This window comes from Amycolatopsis pretoriensis (assembly GCF_900107925.1).
In the GTDB taxonomy this organism is placed as follows: Bacteria; Actinomycetota; Actinomycetes; order Mycobacteriales; family Pseudonocardiaceae; genus Amycolatopsis; species Amycolatopsis pretoriensis.
Genome location: NZ_FNUJ01000002.1, coordinates 118,141 through 139,002 on the forward strand (window position 1 = coordinate 118,141; position 20,862 = coordinate 139,002).

At 71.3% G+C, this 20,862-nt stretch carries 18 protein-coding genes and 1 riboswitch; of the genes, 11 read left to right on the forward strand and 7 right to left on the reverse strand.

From position 1 onward, the window contains the following. Positions 1–58 precede the first annotated feature (58 nt). Complete coding sequence (locus BLV96_RS07395; RefSeq protein ID WP_086683235.1) at positions 59–1,105, forward strand: LacI family DNA-binding transcriptional regulator; 1,047 nt, start codon at positions 59–61, stop codon at positions 1,103–1,105. Here BLV96_RS07395 and BLV96_RS07400 read toward each other — a convergent pair. Both BLV96_RS07400 and BLV96_RS07405 read right to left on the reverse strand, forming a co-directional pair. Beyond that, positions 1,048–3,969, reverse strand: coding sequence for a glycoside hydrolase family 3 C-terminal domain-containing protein (locus BLV96_RS07400; protein ID WP_086683237.1), 2,922 nt, complete (start codon positions 3,967–3,969; stop codon positions 1,048–1,050). The two genes, BLV96_RS07395 and BLV96_RS07400, sit on opposite strands and share 58 nt — an antisense overlap. Beyond that, positions 3,966–5,666, reverse strand: coding sequence for a discoidin domain-containing protein (locus BLV96_RS07405; RefSeq protein WP_086683239.1), 1,701 nt, complete (start codon positions 5,664–5,666; stop codon positions 3,966–3,968). The genes BLV96_RS07400 and BLV96_RS07405 overlap by 4 nt, the downstream gene beginning before the upstream one ends. Positions 5,667–6,139: 473 nt before the next feature. On the opposite strand from BLV96_RS07405, the gene BLV96_RS07410 reads away from it, so the two are divergent. After that, positions 6,140–8,353: a discoidin domain-containing protein gene (locus tag BLV96_RS07410; RefSeq protein WP_086683241.1), complete on the forward strand. Its 2,214-nt coding sequence runs from the start codon at positions 6,140–6,142 to the stop codon at positions 8,351–8,353. On the opposite strand, the gene BLV96_RS07415 is transcribed toward BLV96_RS07410, so the two are convergent. Further along, positions 8,255–9,790 carry an FAD-dependent monooxygenase gene (locus BLV96_RS07415; protein WP_091388914.1) on the reverse strand — a complete coding sequence of 512 codons (1,536 nt, stop codon included), beginning with the start codon at positions 9,788–9,790 and terminating at the stop codon, positions 8,255–8,257. The two genes, BLV96_RS07410 and BLV96_RS07415, sit on opposite strands and share 99 nt — an antisense overlap. Continuing rightward, positions 9,787–10,749, reverse strand: a complete 963-nt coding sequence (locus BLV96_RS07420; RefSeq protein ID WP_086684447.1) for an MBL fold metallo-hydrolase — start codon at positions 10,747–10,749, stop codon at positions 9,787–9,789. The genes BLV96_RS07415 and BLV96_RS07420 overlap by 4 nt, the downstream gene beginning before the upstream one ends. A gap of 96 nt (positions 10,750–10,845) precedes the next feature. Here BLV96_RS07420 and BLV96_RS07425 point away from each other — a divergent pair, with 96 nt between their 5' ends. Next, positions 10,846–11,379, forward strand: a complete 534-nt coding sequence (locus tag BLV96_RS07425; RefSeq protein ID WP_086684451.1) for a MarR family winged helix-turn-helix transcriptional regulator — start codon at positions 10,846–10,848, stop codon at positions 11,377–11,379. On the opposite strand, the gene BLV96_RS07430 is transcribed toward BLV96_RS07425, so the two are convergent. Beyond that, complete coding sequence (locus tag BLV96_RS07430) at positions 11,376–11,981, reverse strand: GTP cyclohydrolase II (protein WP_086684454.1); 606 nt, start codon at positions 11,979–11,981, stop codon at positions 11,376–11,378. The two genes, BLV96_RS07425 and BLV96_RS07430, sit on opposite strands and share 4 nt — an antisense overlap. A gap of 177 nt (positions 11,982–12,158) precedes the next feature. Here BLV96_RS07430 and BLV96_RS07435 point away from each other — a divergent pair, with 177 nt between their 5' ends. Continuing rightward, positions 12,159–12,791: a LysE family translocator gene (locus BLV96_RS07435; RefSeq protein WP_086684458.1), complete on the forward strand. Its 633-nt coding sequence runs from the start codon at positions 12,159–12,161 to the stop codon at positions 12,789–12,791. A gap of 27 nt (positions 12,792–12,818) precedes the next feature. Here BLV96_RS07435 and BLV96_RS07440 read toward each other — a convergent pair whose 3' ends face one another. Then, a complete protein-coding gene (locus tag BLV96_RS07440; protein WP_086684475.1) occupies positions 12,819–13,877 on the reverse strand; it encodes a cobalamin-independent methionine synthase II family protein in 1,059 nt (352 codons plus the stop codon). Positions 13,878–14,106: 229 nt separating this feature from the next. Between BLV96_RS07440 and BLV96_RS07445 the strand changes: the two genes are divergently transcribed. From BLV96_RS07445 to BLV96_RS07455, 3 genes are all read left to right on the forward strand, one after another. Then, positions 14,107–14,370 carry a DUF3040 domain-containing protein gene (locus tag BLV96_RS07445; RefSeq protein ID WP_086684461.1) on the forward strand — a complete coding sequence of 88 codons (264 nt, stop codon included), beginning with the start codon at positions 14,107–14,109 and terminating at the stop codon, positions 14,368–14,370. 16 nt (positions 14,371–14,386) lie between these two features. Continuing rightward, positions 14,387–15,412: a DNA polymerase IV gene (locus BLV96_RS07450; RefSeq protein WP_086684464.1), complete on the forward strand. Its 1,026-nt coding sequence runs from the start codon at positions 14,387–14,389 to the stop codon at positions 15,410–15,412. A 72-nt stretch (positions 15,413–15,484) separates the two neighbouring features. Further along, positions 15,485–16,693, forward strand: a complete 1,209-nt coding sequence (locus BLV96_RS07455) for a hypothetical protein (RefSeq protein WP_086684466.1) — start codon at positions 15,485–15,487, stop codon at positions 16,691–16,693. Positions 16,694–16,729: 36 nt separating this feature from the next. Here the strand turns inward: BLV96_RS07455 and BLV96_RS07460 are convergent, their stop codons facing one another. After that, on the reverse strand, positions 16,730–17,377 hold the full coding sequence (locus tag BLV96_RS07460; RefSeq protein WP_086684469.1) for a TetR/AcrR family transcriptional regulator: 648 nt from the start codon (positions 17,375–17,377) through the stop codon (positions 16,730–16,732). A gap of 86 nt (positions 17,378–17,463) precedes the next feature. On the opposite strand from BLV96_RS07460, the gene BLV96_RS07465 reads away from it, so the two are divergent. The 4 genes from BLV96_RS07465 (at position 17,464) to BLV96_RS07480 (ending at position 20,816) form a co-directional block, all read left to right on the forward strand. Continuing rightward, positions 17,464–18,354 (forward strand): AurF N-oxygenase family protein, encoded by an 891-nt coding sequence (locus BLV96_RS07465; RefSeq protein ID WP_091388917.1) that lies wholly within the window; start codon positions 17,464–17,466, stop codon positions 18,352–18,354. Positions 18,355–18,402: 48 nt separating this feature from the next. Then, entirely contained in the window at positions 18,403–18,888 is a 486-nt protein-coding gene (locus tag BLV96_RS07470) for a GNAT family N-acetyltransferase (protein WP_086678184.1), read from the forward strand. A gap of 31 nt (positions 18,889–18,919) precedes the next feature. Next, positions 18,920–18,996, forward strand: a riboswitch (S-adenosyl-L-homocysteine riboswitch). 84 nt (positions 18,997–19,080) lie between these two features. Then, positions 19,081–20,541: an adenosylhomocysteinase gene (ahcY, locus tag BLV96_RS07475; protein WP_086678183.1), complete on the forward strand. Its 1,461-nt coding sequence runs from the start codon at positions 19,081–19,083 to the stop codon at positions 20,539–20,541. Positions 20,542–20,660: 119 nt separating this feature from the next. Continuing rightward, entirely contained in the window at positions 20,661–20,816 is a 156-nt protein-coding gene (locus BLV96_RS07480; protein WP_086678182.1) for a hypothetical protein, read from the forward strand. Positions 20,817–20,862: the final 46 nt, after the last annotated feature.

Here is a 20,862-nt window from a genome sequence, read left to right on the forward strand (position 1 = left end):
CGCTCGCGGTGGCCCCGAGGGCGAGTACCTTGGCAGCACAGGGCCCCCGGGAGGACGGATGCGCGTCACGATCGCCGAGGTCGCCCGCCGGGCGCGGGTGAGCAAGACGACCGTGTCGAGGGTGCTCAACAACAAGGCCGATGTGGACGCGGCGACCGCGATCCGGGTGCGCGAGGTGATCGCGGCGACCGGGTACATCCCGAGCGCCGGCGCGGTCGGGCTGGCGCGCGGCGTGACCCGCACGGTCGGGATGCTGGTGCCCGGGCTGACCTGGCCGTGGATGGGCGAGGTGCTGCAGGGCGTCGCCGACGTCGTGGAGGCCAAGGGCTACGGCCTGCTGCTGTCCACGGCCAACCGCGGCACCGAATCCCTCGAAGAGTTCTCCCGGCAGGTGTCGGCGAAGGCGTTCGACGGGCTGCTGCTCGTCGAACCGCCGGACGCGGTGCGGCACCTGCGCGTGCTGCACGACTCCGGGCTGCCGGTGGTGGTGATCGACGACCGCGGGCGGCGGCCCGCGTTCCCGTCGGTGGGCACGGACAACCGGCAGGGCGGCGCGGCCGCGGCCCGGCACCTGCTCGACACCGGCCGCACGCGGTTCGCGACCGTGACCGGGCCGCGAGACTTCGGCTGCACCACCGATCGCCTCAACGGGTTCAACGACATCGTGCGCGAAGCCGGGTTGACGCTCGATTCGCGCCTGATCATCGAAGGCGATTTCACGAGCGAAAGCGGCGAGGCCGCGATCCTCCAGCTCCTCGCCACCGGCCCGGAGTTCGACGCGGTCTTCGCGCACAACGACCTCACGGCGGCCGGGGTGCTGGCCGGACTCCGGAAGTCCGGGCGCGTGGTGCCGGCGGACGTCGCCGTGGTGGGCTTCGACGACATCCCCCTGGCCGCGCACACGCAGCCCGCGCTGACGACGATCCGCCAGCCCCTGCGGGAGATGGGCGAGACGGCGGCTCGGCAGCTGCTCGCCCGGCTGGGTGGGGCACCCCGGCCGGACGAGCCGCTGATCGTCCCGACGTCCCTGGTGATCCGCGAATCGACTCAGGTGACGGTCAACGCCGCCGACAACGGGACGTTGCGCGAGGAATCCCCGAGGTAGACGCGGTACTGGCCCGCGTTGGTCGTCCACGACCCGGTCCAGTGCGCGAGGTCCCGCGGCGTGAGCGGGAACGACACCTGCTGGCTCTGTCCCGGGTTGAGCTGCACCTTCTTGAACCCCTTCAGTTGTTTGGGCGGCTCGCCGTTCCCGCCGGGCTGACCGACGTAGAGCTGGACGACGTCGGCGCCCGCGCGGGTGCCGGTGTTGGTCACCGTCGCCGTCACGGTGGCCGTGCCGTTCGTGCCGGAAGGCGTGACGACCAGGTTCGAGAACCCGAACGTCGTGTACGACAGGCCGAAGCCGAACGGGAACAGCGGCTCGATGTTCCGGCTGTCGTACCACCGGTACCCGACGTTGAGGCCCTCGGAGTACTCGATCCGGTCGTTGGCGCCCGGGAACTGCTGGACGTTCGCCGTGGGCAGGTCGGCGATCTGCTTCGGGAAGCTGACCGGCAGCTTGCCCGACGGGTTGACGTCCCCGTAGAGCAGCGACGCGAGCGCGTTGCCGTTCTCCTGGCCCGGGTACCAGCCCTCGATCACCCCGGCGACCTTGCCCAGCCACGGCATGGTCACGGCCGACCCGGTGTTGAGCACGACGATCGTGCGCGGGTTGGCCGAGGCGACGGCATCGATGAGGTCGTTCTGCTGGTGCTGCAGGTCGATCGTGTCGAGGTCCTGGGTTTCGGACTCGCCGTAGCTGGCGAACACGATCGCGACGTCGGCCGTGCGCGCCTGCGCGACCGCCCCCGCGATGTTCGGCGTCTGGACGTGCTCCCCGGCGCCGTCCACATAGGACACGGTGACGCCGGTCCCGGCCCGCGCCTTGATGCCGTTGATCGGGTTCACCGACGCCGGCGACGGGTTGACCTTGGCGCTGCCGCCGCCGATGTTCTGCGGGTCGATGCCGTCGCCGCCGGACAACGCGATCGACTTCGTCGACGCGGTGAGCGGCAGGACGCCGGTGTTCTTGAGCAGCACCGACCCGGCCGCGGCGACGTCCCGAGCCGTGGCGACGTTCGCCGCGTTCGTCACGACCGACTGCGGATTTCCCCGCCGGGCCCGGTCGAACACGCCGAACTTGAACATCTGCGTCAGCACCCGCCGGACCATGTCGTCGACGCGGGCCTGCGTGACCTCGCCGCGCGAGACGGCGTCGAGCAGGCCTTGGCCGAAGAACGCGCCGCCGGGCATCTCCATGTCGAGCCCGCCGTTGGCCAGCTGGCGCGGACCGCCGGTCGCCGAACCCCAGTCGGAGCCGACGAACCCGCCCCAGTTGGCGTCCTGCTTGATCGCCGTGGTGAGCACGCCGCTGTTCTGGCACGCCGGGACGCCGTTGATCTGGTTGTAGGCGCACATCATCGACGCGACCTGACCCTGGCTCGCGACCTGCTGGAACGCCGGCAGGTACAGCTCGTGCAGGGTCCGGTCGTCGATGATGACGTTGTCCGACGGCGTCCCGCGCGACGCCCCGGCCTCGACGTTGTACGCGGCCGCGTGCTTGGCCTGCGCCATCACGCCCTGGCTCTGGATGCCCTGGATCGTCGCGGTCCCGGCCGCCCCGGCGAGGTACGGGTCCTCGGCGTAGGTCTCGAAGTTGCGACCCCAGCGCGGGTCGCGGACCAGGTTGATCGTCGGGCCGAGGACGACGTCGGCGCCCTTGCCCGCGAACTCCGCACCCATCGCACTGCCGTACCGGTTCAGCAGCCCGGTGTCCCAGGTCGCCGCCGCCGACACCGGCGCCGGGAACTGCGTGACGCCGTCGAGGCCGTCGCCGACCCCGGCCGGGCCGTCCTGCAGGCCGAGCGCCGGGATGCACAGCTCCGGCACGGCGTCGGTGTTGCCGATGTACGGCCCGGTCGCGCCGTTGCCGTGCAGCACCTTGATCTTCTGCTGCGCGGTCATCGCCGCCATGAGCTGGTTGACGCGGTCGGCGACCGGCGCGGTGGACCCCACCCACGGGCAGCCACCCGGGTTGGTGGGCGTGGTCGTCGGCGGGGCGCTGTCACTCGTGTGCACCGCGAACTCCCACAGCGAGACACCCCACTGCGTCGCCCGGGCCGTGGCGTTCAGCCGGACATAACGAGCCGTGCCGGACACCGCCGGGTGCTCGGTGCCGCCCGCGCCGGTGGCCGTGGCCGCCGTCGTCCACGACGAGCCGTTGGTGGACAGCTGGATCGTGTACGCGCTGGCATACGCGGCTTCCCACGTCAGATCGACGCCGCACACCGGACGCGAACTGCCCAGATCGACTTGGATCCACTGCGGATCCGCGGCCAAGCTCGACCAGCGCGTGCCGCCGTCGCCGTCGAACGCCGCCGAAGCCGGGAAGGCGTCGGACTGGACACTGGAAGCCGAAGACGGTTGCCGCAGTGCCGCGTTCGCGCTGCCGCACGCCTGCGCGGTGCCGTCGCCGAAGACCTGGAACTCCCAGAGCGACACGCCCCACTGGGTCGCGCGCTGGGTCGTCGTCAGGCGGACGTACCGGCCGGTGCCGGACACCGGCAGCGTCTGCGTGCCGCCGGTGCCCGTCGTCGTCGAGTACACGGTGGACCATTGGCTGCCGTCGGCCGACGCCTGGAGCGTGAACGCCTTGGCGTAGGCCGCTTCCCACTGCAGCACGACCTGGTCGATCGTGTGCGACGCGCCGAGGTCGACCTGCAGCGTCTGCGGGTCGGCCGCCAGGCTCGACCACCGGGTGCCCGGGTCGCCGTCCACCGCGGCCGACGCCGGGAAGGCGGCGTTCTCGGTGGACGACGCGGTCACGGCGTGCCCCTGCGAGAGCAGCGCCGGGGCCGCCTGGGCGGTGAACAGCGGCACGGTGAGCAGGCCCACCGCGACCACCGCGCCGAGGGCGAGCCGCCTCACTGGTAGACCCGCACGTAGTCGATCACCATGTCCTGCGGGAGCACGGTCCCCGCTCCCGGCGGGCCGGGGAAGTCGCCGCCGATGGCGTTGTTGAGGATCAGGAAGAACGGGTGGTCGTAGACCCACGGCCCGCGCGTGCTCTCGACCGTCGCGCGGTTGATCGTCTCGAACGCGTTCCCGTCGACGTAAAATGTCATGTGGTTCGCGTCCCAGTCGAGACCGAACTTGTGGAAGCCGGCCGAGACGTCCTGGCCGAGGTCGAGGGGCGCACCGATGCCGCCGGCGCCGTTGTACGCGGGCGCGTGGATGGTCGAGTAGGCGAGGTTCGGCGACTTGCCGACGTGCTCCATGATGTCGATCTCGCCGCAGTTCGGCCACGGCGTGCCGCTGAAGAAGTTGGCGCCCAGCAACCAGAAGGCGGGCCACAGCCCCTGCGTGCCGGACACCTTGATGTTCGCCTCGACGTGGCCGTAGGTGAAGCTGAACTTGCCCGCGGTGTTGATCCGGCCGGAGGTGTACTGGCAGGTGCCGCTGCCGCTGATCGGGTCGACCGGGCACGCGCTGCCCGGGGTGGCTTCACGGCGGACCTGGATGACGAGGTTGCCGCGGCCGTCCTGCTTCGCGTTGTTGTTGTTCGTGTAGTACTCGAGCTCGTTGTTGACACCCGGACCGGTCTCGGCGGTCCACTTGCTCGCGTCCGGGCCGGCCCCCGCGGCGCCGTTGAACTCGTCGCTCCAGACCAGCGTGCCCGGGAAGTGCGGGGCCGGCGGGGCGGGCGGCGGCTGCGTCGGGTTGCCGCCGGTGCCGTAGACGTCGAAGCCCCACAGCGAGTAGCCGTAGCCGTTGGAGCGGGCGGTGCCGTACATCCGGACGTACCGGCCGGAACCGTTGACGGTCAGCGTCTCCTTGAAGCCCTTGCCCGTGGTGGTCGAGTAGAGCGTCGTCCAGTTCGCGTTGTCGTTCGACACCTGCAGCTGGTAGGCGACGGCGTAGGCCGGGTCCCACTGCAGGACGACCTGGTGGATCGCCGCGGGCGCGCCGAGGTCGACGGTGATCCAGCCCGGGTCGACCCAGCCGGTGGTCGCGCTGGTCGCCCAGCGCGTGGCCGGGTCGTGGTCGAACGCCTTGGCCGGGAGGCAGCCGGGGCACGCGCCGTCGTCCTGGTAGGAGGACGCCTGGCCGGACTTGCCGTAGGAGAGCAGGACGTCACCGGGCTGGGTCGTGCCGCCCCCGCCGTAGACCTGGAACTCCCACAGCGAATAGCCGTACTGCGTGGCCCGCTGGGTACCGGTCAGCCGGACGTACCGGCCGCTTCCGGTGACGTTCAGGGTCTGGGTGCCGCCGGTCGCGGTGGTGGTCGAGTAGAGGGTGCTCCAGGTGGCGCCGTCGGCGGAGGCCTGGACCGTGAACGCCTTGGCGTAGGCGGCTTCCCAGTTCAGCACGACCTGCGAGAGCTGCTGGGTGGAGCCGAGGTCGACCTGCAGGTACTGCGGGTCGCTGAACCCGCTGGACCAGCGGGTGCCGGGGTCGCCGTCGACGGCGGCGGACGCCGGGAAGGCGGCGGACTCGGTCGAGGACGCCGTCACCGGGCGGCCTTGGGAGAGCAGGACGGGCGCGGCTTGCGCCACCGGTGCGGTGAGCAGGGCGGCCAAGGTCAGGGCGAGGACGGCGAGAATCCTCGGCGTGCGGCGTTGCATGGGCACCTCCACGGCGAACCGGCGCCGGAGCGGCCTTGCCCCGGCGCGGATCGGCTCACGTGGTCGCCGGCGCGGGTGTGGGTCCCGGCCGTCGGCACGCTCTTACTTCAGGATATAAATAAAGAGCCGTAAAATGTCAACTTCCCTGCGCCGGATGGTCGTGGACCACGCCGGGCACTGGTCCGGGCGAGGAGAATCCGCGCCGGAGCCTTGACTCCGCCGAACCCGGCGCTGTTAACTGCGATCTCACCGACGGAACCGGTTCCGTGACCGCCACCGGGGCAGTTCCGCCGCGACACGCACCCTTCGGGCTGACTGGTTCGCGCTCCTCGCACCACCCGGTACCGCTCCTCCGGCTCACGGCGCCGGGCGGGTGCCCGGACGCGGACCCGCCGCACCACCCGACGCCGGCGCGAGCTGTGGGGCTCGCCCGGCTCGTTTCGCACGTACTCCCCCGATCAGCAGGCAGGCCGATGAGATCAACGACGTTCTCCCCCGTTCACCGTCTCCTCGTCATCGCGACCACCTTCGTCACCGCGGTCACCACCGCGGCGGTGGTCGGCTCCGCGCCGGCGCAGGCCGCCGCGTGCGGCACGGCGAACCTCGCGCAGGGCCACCCCGCGACCGCGTCCTCGACCGAGAACGGCGGGACGCCCGCGTCCGCCGCGGTCGACGGCAACACCGGGACGCGCTGGTCCAGCGCGTTCAGCGACCCGCAGTGGCTGCAGGTCGACCTGGGTTCCGCGCAGCAGCTCTGCGACGTGGCGCTCACCTGGGAAGCCGCGTACGCGAAAGCGTTCTCCGTGCAGCTGTCCTCGGACGCGAACACCTGGACGACCGCGTACTCGACGACCACCGGGGCCGGCGGCACGCAGACCGTGCCGCTCACCGGGACCGCGCGCTACCTGCGGGTCTACGGCACCCAGCGGGCGACCGGCTACGGCTACTCCCTCTGGGAAGTCGCCGTGCACGGCACCGGCGGCGGGACGACCATCCCGCCGACCGACCCGCGCAACCCGGACCTCGGGCCGAACGTGTCGGTCTTCGACCCGTCGACCCCGGCCGCGACCATCCAGAACCGGCTGACGCAGATCGCGAACCAGCAGCACACCAACCAGTTCGGCAACGAGCGCTACGCCGTGCTGTTCAAGCCGGGCAATTACAACGCCGACGTCAACCTCGGGTTCTACGAGCAGGTCGCGGGGCTGGGCCTCTCCCCGGACGACGTCAACCTCAACGGCCACGTCCGCGTCGAAGCGGACTGGCTGCAGCAGGGTGACAACCCGAACAACAAGGGCAACGCGACGCAGAACTTCTGGCGATCGGCCGAGAACCTGTCGGTGACGCTGCCGGCCGGCCAGGTCGAGCGCTGGGCCGTCGCGCAGGCCGCGCCCTACCGCCGGATGCACCTCAAGGGCAGCCAGATCCAGCTGTGGAACGGCGGCGACGGCTGGGCCAGCGGCGGCCTGATCGCCGACAGCAAGATCGACGGCGTCGCCGTTTCCGGGTCGCAGCAGCAGTTCCTGACCCGCAACAGTGAGCTGGGCGGCTGGCAGGGCGGCGTCTGGAACATGGTGTTCGTCGGGTCGACCGGCACCCCGCCGGCGTCGTTCCCGAACCCGCCGGAGACGGTCGTCGGCCAGACGCCGGTGATCCGCGAGAAGCCGTTCCTCTACGTCGACGGTTCGGGCAGCTACAACGTGTTCGTGCCGGCGCTGCGGCAGAACTCCTCGGGCACCAGCTGGGGCCACGGCGCCCCGGCCGGGCAGTCGATCTCGCTGAGCGAGTTCTACGTGGCGCACCCGTCCGACTCGGCCGCGACGCTCAACGCCGCCCTGGCGGCGGGCAAGAACCTGCTGGTGACGCCGGGTGTGTACCATCTCGACCAAGCGCTGAACGTCACGCGGCCGGACACCGTGGTGCTCGGCCTCGGCCTGGCGACGCTGCAGCCGACCAACGGCACCGCGGCGATCACGACGTCCGATGTGGACGGCGTGAAGATCGCCGGGCTGCTGATCGACGCGGGCGCGGTCAACTCACCGGTGCTCGTGCAGGTCGGCCAGCCGGGGTCGAACGCGAACCACGCGGCCGACCCGACGTCGCTGCACGACGTGTTCTTCCGGATCGGCGGCGCGGCCGTCGGGAAGGCCACGCAGACGCTGGTGGTCAACTCGAACAACGTCATCGGCGACCACATGTGGCTGTGGCGCGGCGACCATTCGAACGGCGTCGGCTGGAACGTCAACACCGCGGCCAACGGCCTGGTCGTCAACGGCGCCAACGTGACGATGTACGGCCTGTTCGTCGAGCACTACCAGCAGTACGAAGTGCTCTGGAACGGCAACGGCGGGCGGACGTACTTCTTCCAGAACGAGATGCCGTACGACCCGCCGGACCAGGGGTCCTGGTCCAGCGGCGGCGGCCGGCAGGGCTGGGCGGCGTACAAGGTGGCCGACTCGGTGACCAGCCACGAAGGCTGGGGCCTGGGCAGCTACTGCTTCTTCAACACCAACCCGTCCATTGTGGCCAGTCATTCGTTCGAGGTGCCGAACAACGGCGGGGTCCGGTTCCACAACCTCGTTTCGGTGTCACTCGGTGGCGTCGGCACGATCGCGCACGTCATCAACGACTCGGGTGACGCCGCGAACACCGCGCACCAGGTGAGCCCGCTGGTCGCCTACCCGTAACACCTCGGCGACGTACGCGTCCGGGCGGACCAGCCAGGCTTCGCCCGGACGCGCACCGAGCGCTCCGCCCACCGGGATCCGCGCCGACCGCAGCCCCTCGGCCCGCACGCCCGGGGTGGTCAGGAGCAGGAACCCCTGCCGGGCCAGATCGCGCAACCGTCCACTCGGGACGGTGACGTCCGGCAGCAGCACACCGGGTCCCGGCGGCGGGACCGCCCCGCGCGGCGGCCGTCCGGCGAACGGCCGCGTCGGATCGGGCGTGGTCAACGGCGAATCGACGTACCAGAACGGTTCCGCCAGCCGGCCCGAGTCGACCTGCTCGCACGCGGCCGGGTCGTGCGCCGCGCGCGTGAGGACGTCCAGCCGGCGGCGGTGCTGCTCTTCGTCCTGGGGCACCAGGAAGTCCATCGTGGCCGTCGTGACGGCCGCGTTCTCCACCGCCGCCGCGTGCCGCTCGGTGTGGTAGCTCTCCAGCAGCTCCTCCCCCGCGTCGCCGCGCAGCACGGCGGCCAGCTTCCAGGCCGCGTTCTCCGCGTCGGCGACGCCGGAGTTGAGGCCCCGCGCCCCGAACGGCGCGACGAGGTGCGCGCAGTCCCCGGCCAGCAGCACCCGGCCGACCCGCATCCGCGGCACCAGCCGCGTGTGGAAGCGGTACACCGAGCGCCAGAGCACCTCGTACGGCGCCGAGCCGATGATCGCGCGGATCCGCGCCTCCATCGCCCCGCCCGACTCCTCCGCCGCGAGGTCGTAGTCCTCGGGCACCTGCCAGTCGATGCGGAACCGCGAGCCCGGGCACGGGTGGATGAGCACCTGGCGGCCCGGGTTCCACGGCGGGTCGAAGTAGAACCGGCGCTCGGCCGCCCAGCCCGGGAGGTCGGCGCGGATGTCGCAGATCAGGAACAGGTCCCGGAACGACACGCCGTCGAGGTGCTGCCCGAGCGCCCGGCGCACGGTGTCGCCGCGCGCGCCCGCGCAGGCGATCGCGTAGTCGGCCTCGATCCGGCGCGGTCCGTCCGCCGTCTCGCACTCGACGACCACCCGGCCGGGCTGGGTCAGGCCGCGGACGCGGTGGCCGCGGCGGACGTCGATCAGCGGCTGCCGCTCGATCAGCTCGTCCAGGGCCTCCTCGACGCGGGACTGCGACAGGTTCACGAACGGCGGCAGCGCCGACCCGCCGTCGGGCAGCTTCAGCGAGAACAGCTCGGCGGCGCGGTGGAACGTCCGCGCGGTCGTCCACGTCAGGCCCTCCTCGGCGAGGCAGCCCGCGCCGAGCGACGCCCAGACATCCAAAGTGTCCCGTTGCTGGCAGATGGCCTTGGACCCCACGGGATCGCGCACCTCGTGCTCGTCGACGAGCACGACCGGTACACCCCAGCGCGCCAGCAGCAGCGCGGCCGTCTGGCCGACCGGGCCGCTGCCCAGGACGGCGACCCTCATCCTTGGAGCTGGTCCCAGACTTCGCGGTCGCGTTCGGCCGTCCACACCACCGGCCGTTCGACGCCGCCGAGCTCGTCCCACAGCCGGGAGACGTCGAAGGGCAGGCAGTGCTCGAAGATCGGCCAGTGGCCGTACTGGTCGTTCAGGGCCGCGTGCGTGCGCTCGAAGGCTTCCTTGAGCGTGCCGCCGGCCTCGCGGACCGCGCCGACCTCGCGGATCATCGTGTCCAGGAAGTGCCGGGTCTGCGCGATGGCGGCGTCGACGGCTTCGCGGCCGCGGCTCACCCCGCCGCGGCCGCCGATCAGCGACTCGGCGTCGAACGCGGCCACCCGGTCCAAAGTGGACGACGCCCAGTCGCGGTGGAACGCGTCGCCGGTGTAGAGCGCGGCTTCGGCTTCGACGAGGTCGCCGGCGTAGAGGATCCGCTGCCGCGGCAGCCAGGCCACGATGTCGCCTTCGGTGTGGCCGCGGCCGCAGTACTGCAGGACGAGGTCGCCGCGGTCGCCGCCGAGGTCGATCGTCAGCCGGTCGGAGAAGGTCAGCGTCGGCCAGGTCAGGCCGGGCACCGAGTCCGCGCCCTTGGCCAGTCGCGGCATCCGGCCGAACTCGCTTTCCCAGTCCTCCTTGCCGCGCTCGGCGACGAGGGCGCGGGTGTTCTCGTGCGCGACGATCACTTCGGCGTCGAACGCCGAGGCGCCGAGCACGCGCACCGCGTGGTAGTGGCTCAGCACCAGGTAGCGCACGGGTTTGTCGGTGTGCTCGCGGAGTTTCGCGAGCCACTCGCCCGCCGCGACCGGCGTGGCGAGCGCTTCGAAGCAGACGAGGAAGTCCTCGCCTTCGATGGCACCGATGTTGGGGTCGCCCTCCGCGGTCAGCGCGTAGACGCCGTCGTCCAGGACTTCGAGGGTCTGCGCTTTCTCCGCCAGGTCGGCCGAAGAGGCGAACGCTTTCTTCGTCACGGCGAGCGCTCCTTTGATCAAAGGTTTGACTACCGGCCGCGCCAGGCTAACCCGCCGGGCCGCCGCGCGGAACCCCTCGTCGCCTAACCTGGCCGCATGACCGACCGACCGGCCGAAGACCTCGACTACCTTTCGTTCGTCGACTACGCGATCGGGAAGACGAAGGCGGAGCTGCCGGACACCGACCCCGTCGCGATGCGCCTCGGCCTGACGCTGCACCGGCTGGCGGGCGCGCTGGTCTACGACTGGGAGTCGACGGTGCACCGCCCGCGCGGCCTGAGCTGGGGCGGGTTCCGGGTGCTGTTCGTGCTGTGGCTGGCCGGCCCGCTCGAGTCCCGCCACGCGGCGCGCCTGGCCGGGATGAGCCGCGCGGCGGTGTCGGCGCTGGTCAAGACCCTGGAGCGGGACGGGCTCGTGACGCGCACCCAGGTTCCGCGCGATCGCCGGGCCGTCCAGCTGGCGCTGACCGAGGCGGGGCGTGGCACGGTGACCGACGCCTACCAGGCGCACAACGCGCGCGAGCGGGCGTGGGCGGCGTCGCTGACGCCGTCGGAGCAGACGGTCCTCATCGGACTGCTGGAGAAGCTGACCACGAGCCCGGCGGCCGCGGCGGCCCAACGGCTCAGTTAGCTGGCCAGCCCGGGCAGGGTGTGCCCGGTCAGTTCGGCCTTCGCGCGCAGGTAGCGGACGTTGTTGTCGGTGGCGAAGACCCCGGTGGGCACGCGTTCGCGCACGGCGATCCCGGCGGCTTCGAGCTGCGCGGCCTTGTCCGGGTTGTTCGACAGCAGGTTCACTTCGGCGACCCCGAGCGCTTCGAGCATCTGCGCGGCGACGGTGTAGTCGCGGGCGTCTTCGGGCAGGCCGAGCGCGGCGTTGGCGGCGTAGGTGTCGAGGCCTTCGTCCTGCAGGGCGTAGGCGTCGAGCTTGTTGTAGAGGCCGATCCCCCGGCCTTCCTGGCGCAGGTAGAGCAGGTAACCCCCGGCGGCGGAGATCCGGCCGACGGCCTCGGCCAGCTGCGGACCGCAGTCGCACCGAGCGGACCCGAAAACGTCCCCGGTGAGGCATTCCGAGTGCGGCCGCACGAGCGGCACGTCACCGGGCGTACCGAGCACGAAGGCGAGGTGCTCACCACCATCGGCGAGGTTCCGGAAGGTGACGGCTTCGGCGTCGACCTCGATGCCGCCGTGCAGCCGCAGCGGGATCCGCACCCGCGTCCGCACCTCAGCCGTCATGCTCTCTCCCCTGGAATCACCCACTCGGCCGACCCTACCCAAGGTGCACATCGGACACCGCCGGTCGGGTCGCACGTCACTTGATCGAACACGGACGGCTCGCGGGTTCTTCCCGGACGCGCGTGTCCGGTGCCTCACGGCGGAAAACCGCTGGTGCCCGAGTCGTATCCTCGGGCCATGATCCCCGGTGCCACCGCCGCTTCGTTCCTGCTGGTCGTGATCCTCGGCGCGATGTCGCCCGGGCCGGACTTCGTCGTCGTCACCCGGTCCTCCCTCGCCGGTGGCCGGCGCGCCGGGGTTGCCGCCGGGGCCGGGGTCGCCCTCGGTGTCTTCGCCTGGGTCGTCGCCATCGCCTTCGGTGTGGCCGCCGTCCTGACCGCCTCCGCCGTCGCCTTCAGCGTGGTGAAGCTCGTCGGCGCCGGCTATCTCGTCTTCCTCGGCGTCAAAGCCTGGCTCGCCGTGCGGCGCGGGGACTACGGGGACCTCGGCGACGCCAAGGCCGCCGGCAGCCTCGAGGCCGGTGCCGCCTTCCGGCAGGGCCTCTTCACCAACCTGCTCAACCCCAAGGTCGCCGTCTACTTCCTCGCCCTGCTCCCCCAGTTCCTGCCCGCCGACGGCTCCACCCTGCAGACCCTCGAACTCGCCGCCATCGCCACCGCCGGCACCGTCGCCTGGTTCGCCGCCCTCGCGCTCGTCGTCGGCGCGCTCAAGCGGTTCTTCAGCGACGGGCGGGTCCGCCGGGGCCTCGACGCCGTGCTCGGCAGCGTGCTCGTCGCGCTCGGGCTCAAGGTCGCCGCCGAGACGGCCTGAGGGGCCCGCCGAAGCGGGCCCGGCCCGTCACAGCTGCCCGGCCGCCAGCGCCGTGCCTTCGACCCGCGCCTTGATCTTGGCGAACGCGATGTCGCGGGACGTCGACGTGTCGTCCGCGAACGGCGAGAACCCGCAGTCGTCGCACGTGCCGAGCCGCTCGGCGGGCAGGTACTTCGCCGCCGCGAGCACGCGGTCGCGGACCTCCTCCGGCGTCTCCACCCGCGGGTCGATCGGGTCGATCACGCCGACGAACACCCGCTGGTCCGCCCCCAGGTGGTCGGCGATCACCTGCAGCGCGCGCTCCGGCTCGGCCTCGCTCGCCAGCTGCACGTAGAAGCTGCCCGCCTTCAGCTCGAAGAGGGTCGGCAGCAGGCCCGCGTAGTCGACGTCGAGGCTGTGCACCGAGTCCTGGTCGCCGCCCGGGCAGGTGTGGACGCCGATCTTCGCGCGCTCTTCCGCGGTGAAGCGGTCCAGCACGGCGTTGTTCAGGTCGACGAACTGCCGCAGCAGCCCGCCGGACGGGTCGAGCTTCAGCGACAGCCGCCCCTCGGTGAAGTCGATCTGGACGCTGTGGGCGCCGGCGTCGAGGCTGCGCCGGATGTCCGCTTCGGCCTCGTCGACCAGATCCGCGACGAACTGCTCCCGCGAGTACCCGTCGATGCCGTCGGCCGGGTAGACGAGCGAGAGCGCCGAAGCGGCGATCACGGCCTGCTTGACCGGCGTGCCGGTGAGGGCCTTCGCGCGCGTCAGGTACGCGTCCGCGTGCGTCGCGTAGCGGAACGGGCCCGCGGTCAGCCGCGGCAACCGGCGGGTGTGGCCGTCGGCGAACGGGATGACGACGCCGTCCGGCGCCAGCGCGGCCAGTCCGGCCAGCGGGTAGGTCGCGAAGCTCGGCTTGCCCTGCTCGCCGTCGGACACGACCGGTGAGCCGGTCTCCTCGAACCGGCGGATCGTGTCGGTCAGCGCCCGGCTCTCCAGCTCGGCGAGCGCGGCGGCGTCGATCCGTCCGGCCGCGAAGGCACCGAGCCCGTCGATCAGGTACTCGGGACGCGGGATGCTGCCGATCGGTTCGGTGGGCAGGGTCATGGAGTCCTCCGCTGCTTGAAGGTCCGGACCGGCCACGACCGGCGCGAAGCCGGCCTGACCGGCCTCGTGCCAGGCGAACTTAACGTGTTCCGAGGCGGTCACAGAGAGCGGATCACCCGGTCGGAGCAGCAAAAAGCACAAAATGAGAAGGCGATTGGCGGTTCGCCGGGAGGACGATTGGGTATTCGCTACGGCGACACGGCGGGTTCGGCGCCGAAGGAGTACCCCGATGCTCAGTCACCACGATCGCACCGAGCTCGAGAAGATCGAGCGCACCCTCGAGCTCAGCGACCCCGACCTGGCCACCGCCTTGCGCGAGGGCAGGCGCCCGAAGTCGCGCGCGCTGCGCAGCGCCCTCCTGATCGCCGTCGACGTCATCGCCGTCACGCTGCTGGTGCTCGGGCTGATCCTGCCCGACCCCGGCGTGACGCTCTGCGGGATCCTCGCCCTGAGCGGCACCGTCTGGACCCACGTGGCGCGCCACCGCCTCTGAGGCAACACTGGGCGGCGTGAAGTGGGTCCTGCACGTCGACCTCGACCAGTTCATCGCCGCGGTCGAGATCGCCCGCCGGCCGGAGCTGCGCGGGAAGCCCGTGGTCGTCGGCGGCAACGGCGACCCCACCGAACGCGCCGTCGTCGCGACGGCGTCGTACGAGGCCCGCGAGTTCGGGATCCAGTCCGGCATGCCGCTGCGGATCGCCGCCAAACGCTGCCCCGGCGCCGTCTTCCTGCCCAGCGACCCGCCGGCCTACCTCGAGGTGTCCGAACACGTCTTCGCCGCCGTGCGGGAGTTCCCGGTCGCGGTGGAGGTGCTGGGCTGGGACGAGGCGTTCGTCGGGGCGGAGACCGACGACCCGGAGGCGCTGGCGGCGGCGATCAAGGACGCCGTGGCGCGTGAGACCGGGCTGTCGTGCGCGGTCGGGATCGGCGACAACAAGCTGCGGGCCAAGCTCGCCACCGGGTTCGGCAAGCCGGGCGGGATCTACCGGCTGACGCGGGCGAACTGGTGGGACGTCATGGCCGCGCGCCCGACCGACGCGCTGTGGGGCATCGGCGGCAAGACGGCGAAGAAGCTCGCCGAGCTGGGCATCACCACGGTCCTGGACCTGGCCGGCGCCGACCCGGCCGAGCTGGCGGCGCGGTTCGGCCCGAAGACCGGTCCGTGGCTGCGCCTGCTCGGCGGCGGGATCAGCGACGCCGAGGTGAGCGCGACGCCGTACGTGGCCCGCTCCCGCAGCCGCGAGACGACGTTCCAGCGCGACCTCACCGACCCCGCGGAGATGGCGGCGGAGGTGTCGACGCTGGCCAAGCGCGTGGCGCAGGACGTCCTGGACGAAGGCCGCCCGGCAGCGCGGGTCGCGGTGAAGGTCCGGTTCGTGCCGTTCCTGACCCACACGCACAGCATCACCCTGCCCGAGCCGACATCGGACGCGGCAGAGCTCGACCGCGCGGCCCAGGAGGTGCTGGCGATGTTCGAGCTGACCCGCCCGGTGCGGCTGCTGGGGGTGCGCGCGGAGTTCCCGCGGGAGGACTGACGCTCGGCTCGCCGTAACGGCGGTCCACCGGGCGGACGACTTGTCCGACGGGACCTCACGAGGAGACGGCGCATGAGCCTGGCGGAATGGGTGGTGACCGGCGGACCGATCCTCGGCGCGCTCGGCGTCACCACCGCGGCGATCAGCATCCGGAACGCGCGGAAGGCCGGCCACGAGCAGAAGTTCCGCGATCTGCACGAGTCCATCCGCCGGGAAGCGCCGGACCTGCGGCAACGGGTGCTGGACGACTGCCCCGGACACTGGCGGCTGCCGGGAACGTCACTGCTGGCCCAGCCGGGCTGGGTTCCGGAAGCGCCCTACGACCTGGACGAGATCGAGCTGGCCTGGGCCGACCGGCCAGGGCCGGCCGCTCCCTCGAAGGCCCTACCCGCCGCCAAGCTCGGCCGGCAAGGCACGTACAGCTCGGCGCTGCGCGAGGTGGCCGGACTGCGTGACCTCTTCGACGGCACGGTCTACCGGCTGCTGGACGCCCGGCTCGACGCCGGCGGCAAGCGCATGACCTTCACCGAGTCGTCCTACTTCGAGTACTTGGACACGAGCGAGGTGCTGGCCTTCGAAGCGGTCAGCCGGAAACGATCCCGTCGCCGCGCCGACGGCCGCCGAACCTACCGGCGGCGGCTCGCCGACCCGTTCTCGTTCGCGAACCGGGTGGTCCCCCTCGGCATCAACACCTTGACCTTGCGGGTCGAGGGTGATCGGGCCGGGTTCTTCCTGCTTGATCGTGACGCCCGGAAGGTGGTGAACAACTCCAGGATGCTCAGCGCCCTCCCGTCCGGCGAGTTCACGCCGTCCGACCGGACGCGGGAAGCGCTGGCGAACGATCGCGACCTCTGGAAGAACATCATGCGCGAGTACGCGGAAGAGTTCCTCGGCACCGAAGAGGCGTTCGGCCAGGGCGGCCGGTGGATCGACTACGAGAACGAGTCGCCCTATGCCGAGCTGAACCAGGCGAAGAGGTCCGGCAAGCTCAAGATCAAGGTGCTCGGCTTCGGCATCGATCCGCTGCCGTGGAAGCCCGAACTGCTCACCGTGTGCCTGATCGACGCGGATGTCTTCGACTCGGTCTTCGCGGCCATGGTCGAGCGGAACGACGAAGGTCTGCTGCTCACCGGCCGCAACCGCCAGGGTCTGCCCTTCGACGCCGACACCGTACGGCTCTACGGCGAAGACGAAGGCACCTCGCCCGACGCGGCGGCCTGCCTCGAGCTCGCTTGGCGATTCCGCGCCCAGCTGGGATTGGCCGGCCGCGGCGAGGACTGACGCCGGAAACCGGTGGAGCCGCACCACAGTCCGCGGTTACAAGGCGTCCGGTAAGGGCAAGGGCCGGTCCGGGTCCAGTTCCACTCCCACCGCCCGCAGCGTGTGGTCCAGCATCGCCCAGATCGTGCCGCTCAGCTGGGCCGTCAGCTGCTCCAGGGTGAGCTCGCCCGGGTGGTCGAGCCAGCGGGTCGTCGCCGATTCGACGTAGCCGACCAGGCCGAACGCGATCGTGTCCGCCGGGGCCGGGTCGCGGCCGAACGCCGTCAGGTACCCCGCGAACAGCCCGCTCAGGTGGCGGGCGATCGTGCCGCGGACGTCCGTCGGGCCCGGAGCCGCGCGGGCCAGGTAGTGGTGCAGGTGGACGTGCTCGGTCAGCCAGCGCAGGTGCGTCGCGATCACCGTCGAGATCATCTCGTTCGGCGAGCCCGAGGGGTGCCAGAGCGGCTCGAGCTCGGCCGTCACCAGCTCCGCCGCACGCTGGGCGATCGCCCGCTGGAGGTCCGCCGCGTCGGCGAAGTGCTTGTACAGCCGGGTCCGGGCGACGCCGGCGCGCTCGGCGATCTGCTCGGTCGAGACGTCCGGGCCGTGCTCCGCGATCGCCGCCAGGGCCGCGTCGACGAACTCCGCGCGCCGTCGCTCCTGCTGGCCCGCCCAGCGGGTCGCCCGTCCGTCGGCCTTGGTCACCCGGGAAGCCTACTCAAGCCCGGCGAGCCGGTGTACGCTCCCGAAGTAGCTAGTACAGCGTGTACCCCCTACTTTCGGAGGCCCCCATGGGCGTCGAGGCCCAAGACCGGGACGTCACCGCGGCGAGGCTGCTCAAAAGCTCCGCGAAGAACTCCTACGACCCGTACGTCGACATCGACTGGGCCGCGCCGCTCGCCGAAGGCAAGGCCTACATGCCGCTCGAGCGCGTCTCCCTCTACGGCACCGACCTGTGGGCGAAGCTGACGCCCGAGCAGCGGATCGAGCTGTCCAAGCACGAGATCGCCAGCATCATGAGCGTCGGCCTGTGGTTCGAGATCGTCCTCATGCAGCTGCTCGCCCGGTACGTCTTCGACCTCGACGCGCGCACCGAGCACGCGCAGTACGCGATGACCGAGATCGGCGACGAGACCCGCCACTCGGTGATGTTCGCCCGCACCGCCGACCGGCTCGGCGTGCCGCGCTACGGCGTCCCGAAGGTCGTGCACCGCGCCGCGAAGGTGTTCGGCGCGACCGCCGCCGGGCCGTCGATGTTCGCCAGCGTGCTCGTCGCCGAGGAGACCACCGACCGGCTGCAGCGCTCGATGATGGACGACGACGGCATCCAGCCGCTGATCCGCTCGGTCAACCGCATCCACGTCGTCGAGGAGGCCCGGCACGTCCGGTTCGCCAAGGAAGAAGTGCTGCGGGAGACGCCGAAGCTGTCGAAGGCGGCGCTGCAGCGGCACCGGGTGCGGACCGCGCTGGTCGCGTTCGGCGTGATCGACAGCATGGTCGACGCGCGGGTCTACCGCAGCGTCGGGATCGACCCGCGCGAAGGCCGGGCCGCGGCGCTCGCCAACCCGCACTTCCACGAGACGCGGCGGTGGATGGCCGAGAAGATCGTGCCGTTCCTGCGCGAGGCGGGACTGATCGGCGGCCGGTCCGAGGGCATTTGGCGGCGCGCGCACCTGATCTAGTCACTTAATCCCTTCGCGCGCCGGCCGCGGTTCCGCCACGATGCTCGCGTGACGACCACCATCCGCCCCGCCCGCGCCGACGACGAAGCGGCGCTGGCGAAGCTGGACGAACGCACCTGGACGACGACGGTCTCCCCCGCTCCCCCGCCGCCGCCCGGCACGCCGTTCTTCGACGAGGGCTGCCGGCCCGAAGACGTCCTCGTCGCCGAGCACGAAGGCGCGGTCGCCGGCTACGTCCGGCTGAACGTGGGCTTCGGCATCCCCGCCCACGCCCACGTGCGGGTGATCGGCGGGCTCGCCGTCGACCCGGACCGGCGCCGGCTCGGCATCGCGAAGCGGCTCGTCGACGCCGCGGTGGCCGAGGCCCGGGCCCGCGGGGCGCGCAAGGTGACGCTGCGCGTGCTGGGTCACAACACCGCCGCCCGCCGCGTCTACGAGGCGTGCGGGTTCGTCGTGGAAGGCGTGCTGCGGGCCGAATTCCGCGTCGACGGCCACGACGTCGACGACGTTCTCATGGCCTGCTCCCTCGCTTGACAGCCTCCCGGCGGCTTTGCCATCCTGGTTCCGGGCCGAGAGGCGCTGCGACGGAACTCCTTCCGCCACGCTCGGCCCGCACCACGACTCCAAGGGCGCCTCCCGCGAGGGAGGTGCTTTTTCGTTGTCCCGCATGGACTTCCGTGCTGCCTCCCGAGCGTCCCGCCGACGAACTCCGGAGTGCACCGAAGAATGAGTGACAAGCTGCAGAACCGCAACGGCCTCGACTTCGCCGTCGCCGACCTTTCCCTCGCCGACGCCGGCCGCACCCAGCTGCGGCTCGCCGAACACGAGATGCCCGGCCTGATGGCGATCCGCCGCGAATACGCCGCCACCCAGCCGCTGAAGGGCGCCCGCATCGCCGGGTCGCTGCACATGACCGTCCAGACCGCCGTGCTCATCGAGACTCTGGTCGCGCTCGGCGCCGAGGTGCGCTGGGTGTCCTGCAACATCTTCTCCACCCAGGACGAGGCCGCCGCCGCGGTCGTCGTCGGCCCCGGCGGCACGCTCGACGCACCGGCCGGCACCTCGGTGTTCGCCTGGAAGGGCGAGACGCTCGAAGAGTACTGGTGGTGCACCGACCAGCTGTTCGCCTTCCCCGGCGGCCAGGCCCCCAACATGATCCTCGACGACGGCGGCGACGCCACCCTGCTCGTCCACAAGGGCGTCGAGTTCGAAGCCGCGGGCGCGGTGCCGCAACCGTCCGAAGAGGACCCCGAGGAGTACCGGATCATCCTCGAGACGCTGCGCGCGAGCGTCGCGGCCGACGGCGACCGGTTCACCCGCATGGCCAAGGAGATCCGCGGCGTCACCGAGGAGACGACCAACGGCGTCAAGCGGCTCTACAAGCTCGCCAAGGACGGCGAGCTGCTCTTCCCCGCGATGAACGTCAACGACTCCGTGACGAAGTCCAAGTTCGACAACAAGTACGGCATCCGGCACTCCCTTGTGGACGGACTCAACCGCGCCACGGACGTGATGATCGGCGGCAAGCGCGTGGTCGTCTGCGGCTACGGCGACGTCGGCAAGGGCGCCGTCGAGGCGCTGCGCGGCCAGGGCGCCCGGGTCGCGGTCACCGAGATCGACCCGATCTGCGCGCTGCAGGCGGCGATGGACGGGCTCGACGTGGTCGAGCTGGACGACGTCGTCGGGACGGCCGACATCTTCATCACCACCACCGGCAACTTCGGCATCATCTCGGCGGACCAGATGGGCCGGATGAAGCACAACGCGATCGTCGCCAACGTCGGGCACTTCGACAACGAGATCGACATGGCCGGCCTGGCGAAGCTGCCCGGGATCGTGAAGAAGGAGATCAAGCCGCAGGTGCACGAGTGGACGTTCCCGGACGGCCACGCGCTCATCGTGCTCTCCGAGGGCCGCCTGATGAACCTCGGCAACGCGACCGGCCACCCGTCGTTCGTGATGTCGAACTCGTTCACCAACCAGGCCATCGCGCAGATCGAGCTGTTCGCCAAGCCCGGCGAGTACGCCACCGACGTCCACCGGCTGCCCAAGCACCTCGACGAGAAGGTGGCCCGGCTGCACCTCGACGCCCTCGGTGTGAAACTCACCAAGCTGACGAAGGCCCAGGCGGAATACATCGGCGTCGACGTCGAAGGTCCGTACAAGCTCGATCACTACCGGTACTGATCCGAGATTGCTCCATTTGACGCAGTTTGCCGCACCGGGAAAGTGGCCATTCTCCCCGTGACAGCGCATCCGCCCGGCCGGCATGCCGGACGGGTCCCATGCGAAGGAGTGTGTGTCAAGTGATTGTTCTCGGTGTAATTCTCCTGATCATCGGGTTCATCGTGGGAATCCCGGTGCTTTACACCATCGGCATCATTCTCGCGGTGGCCGGCGTGGCACTGGCCATCCTGGGCGGCACCGGCCGTCGGATCGGTGGGCGTGCGCACTGGTACTGATGAACCACTAGTCCGCTAGTGACCAACGGCCTGGCACGGCGTCAGC

Coding starts and splice junctions, on each gene's coding strand:
- BLV96_RS07410 (WP_086683241.1), top strand. CDS start 6,140: ATGAGATCAACGACGTTCTCCCCCGTTCACCGTCTCCTCGTCATCGCG.
- BLV96_RS07445 (WP_086684461.1), top strand. CDS start 14,107: ATGCTCAGTCACCACGATCGCACCGAGCTCGAGAAGATCGAGCGCACC.
- BLV96_RS07430 (WP_086684454.1), bottom strand. CDS start 11,981: ATGACGGCTGAGGTGCGGACGCGGGTGCGGATCCCGCTGCGGCTGCAC.
- BLV96_RS07405 (WP_086683239.1), bottom strand. CDS start 5,666: ATGCAACGCCGCACGCCGAGGATTCTCGCCGTCCTCGCCCTGACCTTG.
- ahcY (WP_086678183.1), top strand. CDS start 19,081: ATGAGTGACAAGCTGCAGAACCGCAACGGCCTCGACTTCGCCGTCGCC.
- BLV96_RS07440 (WP_086684475.1), bottom strand. CDS start 13,877: ATGACCCTGCCCACCGAACCGATCGGCAGCATCCCGCGTCCCGAGTAC.
- BLV96_RS07425 (WP_086684451.1), top strand. CDS start 10,846: ATGACCGACCGACCGGCCGAAGACCTCGACTACCTTTCGTTCGTCGAC.
- BLV96_RS07395 (WP_086683235.1), top strand. CDS start 59: ATGCGCGTCACGATCGCCGAGGTCGCCCGCCGGGCGCGGGTGAGCAAG.
- BLV96_RS07415 (WP_091388914.1), bottom strand. CDS start 9,790: ATGAGGGTCGCCGTCCTGGGCAGCGGCCCGGTCGGCCAGACGGCCGCG.
- BLV96_RS07465 (WP_091388917.1), top strand. CDS start 17,464: ATGGGCGTCGAGGCCCAAGACCGGGACGTCACCGCGGCGAGGCTGCTC.
- BLV96_RS07435 (WP_086684458.1), top strand. CDS start 12,159: ATGATCCCCGGTGCCACCGCCGCTTCGTTCCTGCTGGTCGTGATCCTC.
- BLV96_RS07455 (WP_086684466.1), top strand. CDS start 15,485: ATGAGCCTGGCGGAATGGGTGGTGACCGGCGGACCGATCCTCGGCGCG.